The sequence below is a fragment of the Salinispora pacifica DSM 45544 genome (genome assembly GCF_000378845.1).
Lineage (GTDB): Bacteria > Actinomycetota > Actinomycetes > Mycobacteriales > Micromonosporaceae > Micromonospora > Micromonospora pacifica.
In genome coordinates this window covers 3,281,113-3,294,439 of the sequence record NZ_KB905359.1, presented here as the reverse complement: position 1 = coordinate 3,294,439, position 13,327 = coordinate 3,281,113, and the positions used below count along the sequence as shown (strand labels likewise).

Annotated in this window: 11 protein-coding genes; 3 read left to right on the top strand and 8 right to left on the bottom strand. The window is 68.7% G+C overall.

Annotated features, from left to right (window positions below; genetic code table 11):
* Positions 1-379 precede the first annotated feature (379 nt).
* The gene (locus tag SALPAC3_RS0115070) at positions 380-1,621 is read left to right on the top strand and encodes a phosphodiester glycosidase family protein (protein WP_018222051.1); all 1,242 of its coding nucleotides are present in this window, start codon (positions 380-382) and stop codon (positions 1,619-1,621) included.
* A gap of 218 nt (positions 1,622-1,839) precedes the next feature.
* Here the strand turns inward: SALPAC3_RS0115070 and SALPAC3_RS0115065 are convergent, their stop codons facing one another.
* Together SALPAC3_RS0115065 and SALPAC3_RS0115060 are read right to left on the bottom strand one after the other, a co-directional pair.
* A complete protein-coding gene (locus SALPAC3_RS0115065) occupies positions 1,840-3,372 on the bottom strand; it encodes a DUF6297 family protein (protein ID WP_018222050.1) in 1,533 nt (510 codons plus the stop codon).
* Complete coding sequence (locus SALPAC3_RS0115060; protein WP_018222049.1) at positions 3,369-4,004, bottom strand: ABC transporter ATP-binding protein; 636 nt, start codon at positions 4,002-4,004, stop codon at positions 3,369-3,371. Before SALPAC3_RS0115060 ends, SALPAC3_RS0115065 begins: the two co-directional genes overlap by 4 nt.
* A 239-nt stretch (positions 4,005-4,243) precedes the next feature.
* Here SALPAC3_RS0115060 and SALPAC3_RS29420 point away from each other — a divergent pair, with 239 nt between their 5' ends.
* Complete coding sequence (locus SALPAC3_RS29420; RefSeq protein ID WP_026185592.1) at positions 4,244-6,385, top strand: GH12 family glycosyl hydrolase domain-containing protein; 2,142 nt, start codon at positions 4,244-4,246, stop codon at positions 6,383-6,385.
* An 86-nt stretch (positions 6,386-6,471) separates the two neighbouring features.
* Here the strand turns inward: SALPAC3_RS29420 and SALPAC3_RS0115050 are convergent, their stop codons facing one another.
* The 6 genes from SALPAC3_RS0115050 to SALPAC3_RS0115025 form a co-directional block, all read right to left on the bottom strand.
* Positions 6,472-7,380: an alpha/beta fold hydrolase gene (locus SALPAC3_RS0115050; protein ID WP_026185591.1), complete on the bottom strand. Its 909-nt coding sequence runs from the start codon at positions 7,378-7,380 to the stop codon at positions 6,472-6,474.
* 444 nt (positions 7,381-7,824) lie between these two features.
* Positions 7,825-8,655 carry a helix-turn-helix domain-containing protein gene (locus SALPAC3_RS0115045; RefSeq protein ID WP_018222045.1) on the bottom strand — a complete coding sequence of 277 codons (831 nt, stop codon included), beginning with the start codon at positions 8,653-8,655 and terminating at the stop codon, positions 7,825-7,827.
* A 42-nt stretch (positions 8,656-8,697) separates the two neighbouring features.
* On the bottom strand, positions 8,698-9,846 hold the full coding sequence (locus tag SALPAC3_RS0115040) for a cytochrome P450 family protein (protein ID WP_018222044.1): 1,149 nt from the start codon (positions 9,844-9,846) through the stop codon (positions 8,698-8,700).
* A 158-nt stretch (positions 9,847-10,004) separates the two neighbouring features.
* A complete protein-coding gene (locus SALPAC3_RS0115035) occupies positions 10,005-10,436 on the bottom strand; it encodes an RNHCP domain-containing protein (protein ID WP_026185590.1) in 432 nt (143 codons plus the stop codon).
* A 20-nt stretch (positions 10,437-10,456) separates the two neighbouring features.
* Entirely contained in the window at positions 10,457-10,840 is a 384-nt protein-coding gene (locus SALPAC3_RS0115030; RefSeq protein WP_018222042.1) for an RNHCP domain-containing protein, read from the bottom strand.
* A 355-nt stretch (positions 10,841-11,195) separates the two neighbouring features.
* Positions 11,196-11,954: a DeoR/GlpR family DNA-binding transcription regulator gene (locus SALPAC3_RS0115025; protein ID WP_018222041.1), complete on the bottom strand. Its 759-nt coding sequence runs from the start codon at positions 11,952-11,954 to the stop codon at positions 11,196-11,198.
* Positions 11,955-12,014: 60 nt separating this feature from the next.
* Here SALPAC3_RS0115025 and SALPAC3_RS0115020 point away from each other — a divergent pair, with 60 nt between their 5' ends.
* On the top strand, positions 12,015-13,265 hold the full coding sequence (locus SALPAC3_RS0115020; protein WP_026185589.1) for an MFS transporter: 1,251 nt from the start codon (positions 12,015-12,017) through the stop codon (positions 13,263-13,265).
* Positions 13,266-13,327: the final 62 nt, after the last annotated feature.

Genomic DNA, 13,327 nt, shown 5'->3' with positions numbered 1-13,327 from the left:
GAAATCAGGCCGAGAATGCGAATGCGATCGATTAGGCGGCAAGATTCGGAAACGTAGCCATACGCCCACTTCAGGTAATTCGAGCGATTTACCAGTCAGTAGCAATTTGTCAGGCCAAGTGGGTGACGCGGGCGAAGCGTCACCGCCGACAGCTACGCGTGTGCGCTCACCGTGACCGCACCCCTGGGTGGCAGCGCCGCGCGACGCCGACGGCACCGGAACGGCCCTGCTGGGCCCCGCTCACCCACCACCCACCGCTGACCAAGTATTAGCGCACCCTTCGTACCAATGTTCTGGTGAGTTCCTCGGAGCTGTACAGCATGTAGTGATGGCACAGATGAGAAACAGTTCTCCGCACCCACGCCGCAATGCGGCCACTGTGGCCACAGCCCTGCTTGGGGCGGCCCTGCTCGGCCTCACCGCCACCCCCACGCCGGTCTCGGCGAACGAGGCCACTCTGCCCCTCGGCGACTCCGACCTGGTGGAGAGTCGCAGCAGCGAGACGCTCGCCCGGGGCGTAACGCTGACCCGGATCGTCCGTGGCACCGAGCCGGCACCGATCGACCAGATCGGCGACACCCCCCGGGGCCCGTGGGTGGTCAATGTCCTGACAGTCGACCCCCGGCAGAGCCGGGGGCACCTCGCCGCCACCTACGGATCCGACCTGGCCGGAGTCGAGAAGACCACCGACCTCGTCCGCGGGTCGGACGCGCTGGCCGGAGTCAACGCCTCCTTCTTCACCTTCACCGCCAGCGCCGAGTACCCCGGCGACCCCGTTGGCCTCGGGGTGTACGGCGGGCAACTGCTCAGCGAGCCAACCGGTGACGCCGCGGAGGTGGCACTGGTCCTGGACGCCAAGAACCACGAGGTGCTCATGGGCCAGCTGCGGTGGACCGGTAGCGTCCGCAACGCCCAGACCAAGGTCAGCCTGCCGCTGGAGTACGTCAACCAACCGCCGGTTGTCCCGGACGCCTGCACCGAGCTGCCAGACCCAACCCAGTGTGCCTACTCCGGCGACACGGTGCGATTCACGCCGGAGTTCGCCGCCAGCACGCCGTCCGGACCGGGCGTCGAGGTCGTCCTCGACAGCAGGGGCTGCGTGGTCCGGACCACGACCACCCGCGGCACGACTCTCACCCCGGACCAGACCTCCCTCCAGGCGACCGGGCGGGAAACGGCGGATCTGCTCGCCGTGGCGCAGGGCTGCGTGAAACACTCCAGTACCCTGCAGGACGAGGCCGGCAAGAAGATTCCGCTGCGCCCCGGGACGTTCGCGGTCAACGGCCGCTACCGGCTGATGAGAGACGGGCAGGTCGTCGCGCCCACCGACTCGGACGGCTTTTTCGCACGACACCCGCGCACCATCGCCGGAACCGCCCTCGACGGCAAAATCATGCTCGTGACCATCGATGGTCGACAGACCACCAGCGTGGGCACCACCATGACCGAGACCGCCACAGTCGCCGCCGCGCTCGGCATGCACAACGCGGTCAACCTGGATGGTGGCGGATCAACCACGATGTCCGTCGAGGGCACTTTGGTCAATCAGCCAAGCGGAGGCGCGGAGCGCCCCGTCGGCGACGCGCTCGTCTACCTCGACCACAGGTTCAGCCACCGCTGACCGGCCAGGGGTCCGGCTGATCGCATCAGGAGTAACCCCATCGGCCGGACTCCGCCGCTCCAGCCCGTCCCAGTCAGGCGCTCGGTCGGGTCGGCGCGGCGGCACCGACCGTCCGGGAGTGATCGGCACGGTCAGAGCGAGCCCGTGGCACGGTCCCCGGACCCGTGGCACGGTCAAGGCGGACCCGTGGCACGGTCAAGGCGAGCCCGTGGCACGGGTCAGAGTGCGCCGGTGGTGCGGGCGGATAGCCGCACCAGCAGCACGCACCCCAGCACCGAGCTGGCCGCCTGCGCGAGCAGCCACGGCCAACCGAGCACCTCCGGCACCGGCAGCAGCACCAGGCCGACCGAGACCGGCAGGGTCAGTACGGCGAGAACATCGACCCCGTTGATCAGCCAGAGCAGCATTCCGGCCGGAAACGCCCCGAGCGGCGTGTCGATCAGGATGGTGCCGAGCGAGGCGGCACTCGCCTTCGCCCGCTGGTAGGCACCCGCCGCCACGGCCGGCCCCGCCAGCAGACCGAGCGCCCACCACGGCCCGGTGAGCGCCCCGAGGCCCTGCAACACGGCCAGGGTGATCGCGAGCCAGCCACCACCGATGGCGGCGGGCACCACGAGTCGCGCGGCGGTCACGCGACGGCCCGTGACCCCGAGCAGCCGCAGTAGCGCCGGGTTCGCGGCGTCACTGTGCGTGGACTCCCCGGTAAAGCCGGCGGCGCCCAGCGCGCCGATCAGGACCACGCCGATCAGCAGCCAGACCGGACCTTCGGCGAGGTAGACCGGGACGGCTACCGCGCCAACCGGCCACCAGAGCCGCGGCGCCTTCCGACGCAGAATGATCAGATCCTGGGCGATGAGCGGAGAGAGCCAGCGGGTCGGCAGCAGCCGCATCGTCCGGACCCGGGTCCGGCTGCGCCAGAACCGGCGGGCACTCATCTCGGCCAGGTAGGAGGGTTCAACCGCGTAGGCGACATCGGCGTACGCGCCCGCGTTGATCGACGCCTCGGCGATCGGCGCGGCGGGCCAACCCTCCACCGTCCGCAACGTCAAAACGACCAGGAACACCCCCGTGACCAGGGCGGCGACACCGGTGGCGAGCACCACCACCGGTGGTATCGGCAAGGCGGGCAGGCGGTAACCGCCGGTGGCGCTCAACGCGGCGGCCACGACGAGGCTACCCGCGCCGACCGCGACGCCCCCGCCGTCCGCGAGGCGGGCCGCGGCGGGCCGGGGCTGGCCGGCGATGGCGAGCAACGCCACGAAGACCGCGGCAGCCGCGCCGGTGGTGGCACCGGCCCACAGCGCCAGGGGCTCGGCCGGGCGGGCGACGACGCGCCCGGTCACCGCGATTCCCATGGCAGCGCCGACGACGAGCGCGGCGACGGTGGTGAGGGCGAGCGCCGGCGCGAGCAGCGTACGCCGGGGTATCGGCGCGAGCAGCAGCCAGGTGGCGTCGCCGCGGCTGACCGAGAGCGGGCCGAGTTGGCGCAGCACGACGAAGAAGGCGGCGAGGACCGCCACCGCTGCGACGAACGGGGACACCGCCGGGGCACCGAGCGGATCCGGTGGCCAGACCACCCGCACCACCGGCTGCCCGACCAGCGCGAGGGCCATCAGCACCGTGAGGGTGACGACGTAGACAGCGCCGAGGTCGACGCGGCCCTCGGCGGCGATCCGGCGGCGGCGTACCCAGCGGCGGGCATTAATCGGGGCCGGGGCCGCCGGCCGGGCCGGGGCCGCGACCGGGGTCACTCCGCCTCCGGCCGGATGAGTACGACCTCGCCGGCGCCGACGCCGACCCGGAACCCGTCGTCGTGGCTGGCCATGACGAGCGTGCCGCCGGCCGCCACGTACGAGCGCAGGTGGGCGGCGACCGCACCCTTGATCCGGGTGTCGAGGCGTTGCTCGGGCTCGTCCAGGACGAGGAGTCGGCTGGGCCGCACGAGGGTCGCGGCGAGCAGGAAGCGCTGCCGCTGCCCGGAGGAGAGGGTGCTGGGCAGGCTGTCGGAGAGCCCGGCCAGACCGAGGGTGACGCAGAGCTCGGCGATGTGTCCATCGTCGGGGTCGCCGCCGTTGACCACCCGGACCAGGTCGAGATGTTCCCGCACGGTCAGGCCCTGGTACCAGCTCGGCGACTCCACTGTGGTGGCTACCTGTCGCCAGAACTCCGCACCGCGGCCCGGCACCGCCGCGAAGACGGAGATCTCACCGGCGGTTGGCTCCTGCAGGCCGGTGACGCACCGCAGCAAAGTGGACTTTCCGGCGCCGTTCTCGCCGACCAGTGCGACGGCGCCGCCCTCGGGGACCTGGAGGTCGATCCGGTCCAGAACCAGCGTCGAGCCGTATCGGACCGTAACCTGCCGAACGTCAACCACCATGGTCATCGGCGCGATCTCACCGTCATGCCTCCACCCCCGTCGCGCGAGTTCGCGCGCTTCGCCCGGACATCATGGCAGAAGTCCGGTGACCGGAACAGATCAGCGGTGATGACGGCCAGATCCGCGCGACGCCTGCCTGAAACAGGCTTTCATCACCTCTTCTCGATCCCGAAGCGACATGGTTACATCGGTACATGCCATTGCTTGGAGCGCTCCCAGGGCACCCCGAGACAAGGAGGTACGACATGAGACGCCTGTTCCAGGCCCTGACCGTGCTCGCGGTCGCGGCCACCGCCGCGCTGGTCGCCGCAACGCCGGCGCAAGCAGCGACGATCTGCGAGCAGTACGGCACCACCACCATCCAGGACAAGTACATCGTCCAGAACAACCGCTGGGGCAGCGCCGCCGAGCAGTGCATCGAAACCACCAACAATGGCTTCCGGATCACCTCGCAGCAGGGATCCACCTCCACCTCCGGGCGGCCGCTCTCCTACCCGTCGGTGGTGCTCGGCTGCCACTACCAGAACTGCTCACCCGGGACCAACCTGCCGGCGCAGCTCAGCCAGGTCAGCAGCGTCCCGTCCGCGATCAGCTACGGATACGCGGGCGGCGCCTACAACGCCACCTACGACATCTGGATGGATCCGACTCCGAAGACCGACGGAGTGAGCCAGATGGAGATCATGATCTGGTTCCACCGACAGGGTTCGATCCAGCCGATCGGCGGTCCGGTCGGCAACACCTCGGTGGGGGGACGTAACTGGGAGGTCTGGCGAGGTAACAACGGCGGCAACGACGTCGTCTCCTACCTCGCACCGGCGACCATCAACAGCTGGTCGTTCAACGTCAAGGACTTCATCGACGACGTTGTCGCGCGGACCCAGGTCACCAACGACTGGTACCTGACCAGCCTGCAGGCGGGCTTCGAACCGTGGAACGGCGGGGTCGGGCTGGCCGTCAACAACTTCTCCGCCGATGTGAACATCGGAACGAGTCCCCCACCCCCACCGCCGCCGGGTGACGGCGGCACCATCGTCGGCCAGGCCAGCGGACGATGCCTGGACCTCCTGGACCTCGGCACCGCCGACAGCACCCCGATCCAGCTCTGGGACTGCACCGCAAACTGGAACCAGCTCTGGAGCCGTTCCGGCAACACCTTCGTCAACCCACAGACCGGCAAATGCCTGGACGTCTCCGGCGGGTCCACCGCCAACGGCGCCCGGGTGCAGCTCTACGCCTGCAACGGCACCGGAGCCCAGAGTTGGCAGGTCAACGGCGACGGCACCATCACCAACCCGCAGTCCGGCAAGTGCCTTGACGCGGTGGAGCAGGGCACCGGCAACGGCACCCGACTCCAAATCTGGGACTGTTTCGGCGGCGGCGGCACCCAGCCCAACCAGGTCTGGATGGTCGGCGGCGGCAGCACGCCCCCACCCCCGGGCGACGACCAGACCCCGTTGGCGATCAACGGCCAGTTGTACGTCTGCGGGGTGAACCTGTGCAACCAGTACCACCAGCCGATCCAGCTGCGCGGCATGAGCACCCACGGCCTGCAGTGGTTCAACAACTGCTACAACGACGCCTCGCTCAACGTACTGGCCGACGAGTGGCGGGCCGACCTGTTCCGGATCGCGATGTACGTGCAGGAGGGGGGCTACGAGACCAACCCGCCGTGGTTCACCAACCGGGTCAACGAGCTCGTGGACGAGGCCGAGGAACGCGGCCTCTACGCGATGATCGACTTCCACACGCTGACACCGGGCGACCCGATGTACAACCTCGATCGGGCGAAGACCTTCTTCGCCGCCGTCGCTTCTCGCAACGCCGACAAGAAGAACGTCATCTACGAGATCGCCAACGAGCCCAACGGGGTCGGCTGGGGCACCATCAAAAGCTATGCCGAGCAGGTTATCCCGGTGATCCGGGCCAACGATCCGGATGCCGTGATCATCGTTGGCACCCGTGGCTGGTCCTCGCTCGGCGTCTCCGAGGGAGCCAACGCCGACGAGGTCATCAACAATCCGGTCAACGCCAGCAACATCATGTACGCGTTCCACTTCTACGCCGCGTCGCACCAGGACCTCTACCGGGCCGAGGTGCAGCGCGCGGCGGCGGCACTCCCGCTGTTCGTCACCGAGTTCGGCACCGTCGACTACACCGGTGACGGTGGGGTCGACGTGGGCAGCACCAACGCCTGGATCAACCTGCTCGACCAGCTGAAGATCGGCTACGCGAACTGGACCTACTCCGACGCCAACGAGGGCAGCGGAGCGTTCAACCCCGGAACCTGCAACAGCGGCAACTTCTCCGGGACATCGAACCTGACCGCCTCCGGCAATCTCCTCCGCAGCCGGATCAGCACCCCCGACAACTTCCCGACGAGTTGACCTCGGCCAGGCTCCGGTTGACTCGTGGCCGGCGGCGGGAGCTCTCCCCCAGCCTCACCCGCCGCCGGCCACGTCGGCGCCGCTGGCTACCCGCGATGGGCCCGGATCGGGGGGCGGGGCGCGGCCAGCGTGGGCGTCAGCGCGGCAGCGACTTCTTCGGCGAACTCCTCGTGGACGAAGAGCTTGCCGCGCCGCACTTCGTGCAGGCGAACGTCACCCCGGAACCCGGACATCATCGTGCGGGTCCAGGCCACCGGGAAGTAGGGGTCGTCGGCACCCCAAACCAGCTGGACGGGAACGGTGATGCGGGAGTGCAGGCCAGCCAGAGCTTCGAAAGCCGAGAAGTCGAAGTTCCGGGGGAACTGGCCGAATGCCCAACGCAGATCGGCGCTCTCCTTGAGGGGCCGCAGGAAGAACTCCGCGAAATCTCCGTCCAGCAGTTTTCGGTCCTGGAAGGCGTCGCCGAGAACGAACCGGTTTCGCCGCAGTAGCCGATTGTTCAACGCGAACGTGAGCAGACGCTCGAATCCGGGTAGGTGGCGGGTGGCGAACAGCAGCGAGAGGCGCCAGTGGGCCCCCTGCGGCTGCTCGGTGTCGATCAGACCCCAGGAGCGGACGCGAGGATCCCCGGCCAGGGCACATCGCGCGATGAGCCCACCGCTGTCATGGCCCACCACCGCCACATCCTTCAGGGCAAGGTTGTCCAGGACGTGCCGTACCGCCGCCGCGTGCGTGGCGACATCAATGCGAACGGCCCGGTCGAAGCGGCTGTCGCCGGCCCCAACGAGATCAATAACGTGGCATCGAAAGCGCGGAACGAAAAAGGGCAACAGGCTACGGAACGTTGCCCCGCTGACCGGCCAGCCATGCACGAAGAGCACGTCTGGCCCTTCGCCAATACTGCGGACCGCAACCTGACCTTGACCCACATCGACAAGGCGGTCCGGCCGGGCACGGAAGAGATCGGCGGCCTGCGCGACGGTAAAATCAGGCATCGATTCACTCCTTTCGACATCACGTGGCACGTGGAGCCACCGGAGGAGGGCACGCCCCGCCACTACCACCGGCAGCACGCTCTTCATGACTCGACAGTGACAGCCCAATAACACCGTGTCGATTACCTATCAGGTAGCGAACCCCGCCCCGCCGCACACCATTGCCGGGCCACACCATTGCCAAGCCACACCATTGCCGCGCCACACTGTCGAGCTGCCCACCCATCAGACCGTTTCCGGGGCGACCCCAAAGATGCCCGACACCAGTTCCCGCCAATCGGTCCAATCCTCACCCACTTTTCCGACCGACCCAACACCCCGCGACACCACCGACACCGCCGACACCATCGGCACCACCGTTCCGCCCGTTTCACGCCCCATTCATCAGGGCAGCTCGACAGCACGCCGACCACCGGGCCAGCCTTCAGCCGGAAGCCGAGCGGTTCACCTGGAAGCCGAGCGCCGGCTTCTCAGCTCTCGCGCGGTCTCCTCGTCGGCGGGATAGAACGACTCGATCGACAACTCGGAGAGGGTTACGTCCAAGGGCGTACCGAAGGTTGCCACCGTGGTGAAGAGGTTGAGCACCCGGCCGTCTCGGCGCAGTCGCACCGGTACCACGATGTCGTTGGTCATCGGGCCGACGGCATGGGCCGCACCGCCGGGGTAGCCCCGCAGCTCCTCCTCAAGGTCAGCCAGATCGGGGTCACCACTGAACTCCACCTGCCGGCCCAGCCGATGCAACAGGTGCCACCGCCACTCACCCAGGTTCACGATGTGTGGGGCCAACCCTGCCGGGTGCAGACTCGCCCGGAGGACATTCGCCGGCGGCATGAGCAGCTCGGGTGCCACCAGATCGGTGAGCACCGACAGGCTCTCGTTGGCCGCCACCAGGTTCCAACCCCGGTCAACGACGACGGCGGGGTACGGTTCGTGCCCGTCGAGCACCTGTCGAATAGCAGCGCGGATGACGGTCATGGGCGGAGCGTCCAGCGCGTTCTCTGGATAGACCGGCGCGAACCCAGCGGCCAACAGCAGCCGGTTCCGCTCCCGCAACGCCAGGTCCAGCCGATCCGCCAGCTGCAACACCATCTCCCGGCTCGGCGACGAGCGACCAGTCTCCAGGAAGCTGAGGTGTCGGGTGGAGATGTCGGCCCGGATAGAGAGCTCCAGCTGGCTGAGTCGGCGCCGACGGCGCCAGTCCCGCAGCATCACCCCAACGGCGGGTCTCGTGACGGTCATCCCAGCATCGTCCGTCGCCGACGTCTCGCTGTCCATTACCTGCGAGGTAGGGCCGGCGCCGGGCCAGCCCACGGCCGGCTACCAGGCAACCAGGAGTTCGGCGGGGCCGTGCGTGCGGAACGTCGGCCGCCACCGGACCGGCGCCCCGGGTACGGCGAGTGCCAGGCCTGGCAGCCGCCGGGCCAGCACGGTGATCGCCTCCTCGGCCTCGACCCGGGCCAGGGCCGCACCGAGGCAGTAGTGGGGGCCGTTGCCGAAGGCGAGCCGCGCGGGGTTTCCATCCGCCCCCCGGGTGGCGGCGGCGATGCTCAGCAGCACCGTGTCGCCGGCCGGAATCGTGGCGCCCCCGATGGTCATCTCCTCGGTGGGGAAGCGACGGATCGCGGCGGGTGCAGGCGGTTCGAGGCGCAGCGTCTCCTCGATCGCCTCGGAAACCCGCACCCCACGGAGGCTGCCATGGTCAAGTAGGCGCAGCACGGTCGAGGCGATCAGGTTGGCGGTGTTCTCGTACCCGGCGAACAGGATCAGGAAGGCCAGTGAGGTCAGTTCGTCCCGGGTAAGCCGGTCCCCCTCCTGCTCGGTGGCGACCAAGGCGCTGAGCAGGTCGTCGCCGGGTCGCTGTTGCTTCGCCTCGATCAGGTTGACGACGTAGCCGTGTAGTTCGACGACCGCCTGCCGGATAGCATCCCGATCCGGCGGGTAGCTGGTGAGCATCGTGTCGGTCCAGGCCCGCAGATCGGTACGCCCAGCGTCCGGTACGCCCAGCAGGTCGGCGATCACCTGGACGGAGAGCGGCGTGCAATAGCCGGTGACCAGGTCGACGGGGCTACCCGTGGCGACCATCGTCTCCGCCAGCTCTTCGGCGGTTCGTTGGATCCGGGGACGCAGTGCGGCGACCCGCTGTGGGCTGAAGGCCGGGCCGACCAGGCGGCGCAGTCGGGTGTGATCGGGTGCGTCCAGGTTGAGTAGGTTCGCGTCGAGGGCCGGCGGCAGCGCGAATCCGGACCAGCCGCCCCGGCTGTGCTTTCGGTTGAGGGCCAGGCGGGGGTCGGCCAGCGCCCGGGAGACCAGGTCCGGGCTGGTGACCAGCCAGGCCATAGAGGTATCCGGCAGCAGCACCTGATGCACGTCGCCGGTCTTTCGAAGCTGGTCGTACTCCGGCCCGATGCGCGCGCCGGAACGGGGAATCGGGGCCAACTCCGCCCGCGTCGGTTGGTCTTGGGACATCACGCCAGGGTAGCGGCGATCCGCCGACAGTCCGAAGTGGCAGAAAGTCGGCCGGCGAGTCGACGTGGTGGTGGGCAGCTCGGCGAGCCGAACTGGTCAGGATCAGCTCGCCGAGCCCTCCGCCCACCGACCTCAGCGGTCAGGTGTCGATCGGTCGATCACGGTACGAGAAACATGCGCCGGGCGATGCCGGGATCCCGTAACGGCTTGACCGCCAACCGTACGAGGATCAGTGCGTTGTCGTCGCCGGCGATCCGGTTGGCGCTGAGCTCGCCGCAGGAGCGGCACTGGTGGATGATCATCCATTCACCGTCGGGCCGCACCGACATGCTCAACGCCTCCATCCGGCCGCGGCAGGTCGCGGCTCGGTCGCCGGGGATTCGCCGGTCCACGTGCAGGCTGGCCAGGCAGTTCGGGCAGTGATTGCGGTGCGTGGTGCCGGGCGCCTCGGACGACACGTCCAGCCGGCAGCCCACGCATCGGAAGTCGTTCGCCCGATGCCCACCCTGCCGGTGGAGAACGTCCTTGTGTCGCTGTGGCCGCCGGTTGGCTCGCGCCCGCTCGTACGCGCTTCCGCTACGCCTTGGCATCGTCGATACCTCCAGTCGATTCAGAGGTCGCCGAACGTTTCGAGCGGAAACGGGGGCTGCGCCAGTGGGCGCACGGCGATACGCATCAAGATGAGCTGGTTGTCGTCGGCGCAGATGGGGTTGGCGGTCAGCTCATCGCAGCGTACGCAGCGGTGGATGACCATCCAGTCGCCAGTGCGGAGCACGGCGATGGCGATCGGCGACATCCGGCTCCGACAGTCGCTGGGACCGCCCTCGACGTGATCGTGAACGTGCTGGGAGTGCAGACAGGACGGGCAGTGATTGCGCCGGACACCGTCTCCGGCGGCGGCGGACACGGTGAGGCCGCACCGGATACAGGAGAACGTGTCGATCTTCAGGATGTTCTGCGACGTACGCGAGAGAGTCTTCTTGGTGTTGGACACCCGGGGTGCTCCTTGCTGAAATGCTGGTAGGGACAGCAAGAGCAGGCCGAGCAAGCCTCGCCTCGACCCGTCGTGGCATACGCACGCCGGGCATGGGTGGCGGAGTCAGGCACCGGAAGATAACGTCCGGTCACTTACCGCTCGGAAGGAGCGGCATCGAGAAGCGGACTACTGAACGGTGCAGCGAGGCGCACTCGGCGCGGGCTGGATCATAAAATCTCTCTCCCAGGGCAGCGGCCCAGAGCAGGGTACGGAACCTCCGTCAGGGTAGGCAGCCCACACCGCCGCTGTCACCCGGATTATCGAGCACCAGCCCACCCCCACGAGCTGGGCCCGCAGGTGAGCGGCTCACGGATCACACCTGACGTACGGCGACGCCGAGGGCTTTCAGGGCGTCCACCTCCTCGTCGGGGGCGTCAGCGGTGGTTACGACAGCGTGCAGCGCAGCGGCGGGAGCGACCAGGGCGAGGGCAGTACGGGAGAGTTTGGCCGCCTCAGCTACCACGATGACGCGGTGGGCCGATGCAATCGCGGCGCGCTTGATCGCGGCGTCAGCCAGGTCGTACGCGGTCAGCCCGTTTGTGGCGGTCAGGCCGCAGCAGCCGATGACCGCGGTGTCGAAGCGCAGCGTGGCGAGGGACGCCTCCGCCAGGGGGCCGGTCAGCGCCAGCTCGCCGGGGCGGGGCTCCCCACCAGGCAGGAGCAGCCTCAGTTGGGGTGCGCCGACGAGGGCGTTGGTCGCGTGCAGGGACAGCGGCATGACGGTTAGGCGGCGACGCGCCAGTGCGCGGGCCACCACAAGGCAGGTGGTGCCAGCGTCGATGACGATCGCCTCGCCGTCCGCGATCATCTCGGCTACCGCCGCGGCGATTCGTTGTTTAACCTCCGCACCCTCGCTCGCCCGAAGCGCGAACGGGGGTTCGTCGCCGCGCAGCAGCACGCTTCTGGCCCCACCCCGGTAGCGCTCAAGCAGGCCCTGCTCGGCCAGGAGCTCCAGGTCTCGGCGGACGGTCATCTCCGAGGTGCCGGTTCGCTCCGCCAGCTCCGCGACGCTGAGCCGCCCGGCCCGGCGTACGGCATCGGTGATCTGTCGGTGTCGGTCCACGCTCGCCATCCCCCTATTGAACACCAGTTGCGTTCAAATTTCGAGATTAGAACAAAAAACATGTTTGCTATGTTCGCTTGCATGTTTGAATCGCTACGGGCGGCTCGGCTGGCCACCTTCGCCTACTTCACCCTCAACGGCTTCATCCTGGGGATCTGGGTCGTCCATATCCCTGTCATCGAGCACCGGGCCGCCATCAGCCACGCCACACTCGGCTGGCTCCTGCTCCTCCTCGGTGCCGGCGCTTTCGTCGGGATGCAGGTCGTGGGACCCCTCACCGACCGCTTCGGCGCGCGTCGGGTCGTCCCGCTGAGCGCGGCCCTGTGCAGCGCGACGCTGATCCCGCCCGCCTTCGCTGGGAACGCCGGGACACTGGGCCTGGCCCTACTGGTGCTGGGCATCGGCAACGGCTGCCTGGACGTCAGCATGAACGCCCACGCGGTGCAGGTCGAGGCTGGATACAAGCGCCCGATCATGTCCGCGTTCCATGCCATGTTCTCCGTCGGCGGCGTCCTCGCCGCACTGGCCGGCGCGCGGACCCTCAGCTGGGGCTGGGGCCCCACAACCACGCTGACCACGGTCAGCCTCCTCGGCCTGGCAGCCACCGCGGCCGCCGCGCCCGCACTGCTGTCGTTGCCGGCGAACACCGGCGCGCGGACCCCAGCCAGCACCACCAGGAGCCGCCGGACCAAAGCTCCGCTGCGCATCTGGGCGCTCGCCGGGCTCGCACTGATCCTGATGCTCACCGAAGGCGTCGCCAACGACTGGAGCACGTTGTCCATGCGCGACGCGTTCGACACACCCGCCGCCACCGCCGCGCTCGCCTACGGAGCCTTCGCCGCCGCCATGACGATTGGACGCTTCCTCACCGACACCATCGTCGCCCGTTTCGGCCCGGTGGCCATCGTCCGGTACGGCTGCGCGCTGGCCGCGCTCGCCCTCACCACCATCGCGCTCGCGCCGTCGATCCCACTCGCTCTCGCCGGGTGGACGCTGCTCGGAATCGGTCTCTCCGGCGCCGTCCCGCAGCTCTTCAGCGCGGCCGGTCACACCGACCCGGATGCTGCCGGCACCAACGTCTCCCGCGTCGCGGGCCTCGGCTACCTCGGCATGCTTGGCGGACCCGCCGTCATCGGGCCGCTCACCCAGCTGATGCCCCTGAACTACACGTTCGTCCTGCCCGCGATCCTCTGCCTGGTCGCCGCGCTCGTGGCCCACGTCCTTCACCCCCAGGAGGAGGAGGCCCGGCTCGACGTCGAGGCTCCGCAGCCGGCCACCGCCCGATCAACAGCAAACGGGCCCGGGGCGCAGCGGAGCTGAAGAGCTGTTTAGATAACTCTCTAGGTTGACAGTCTTCAAATCAGGGAGCAGACTGGAGTTTG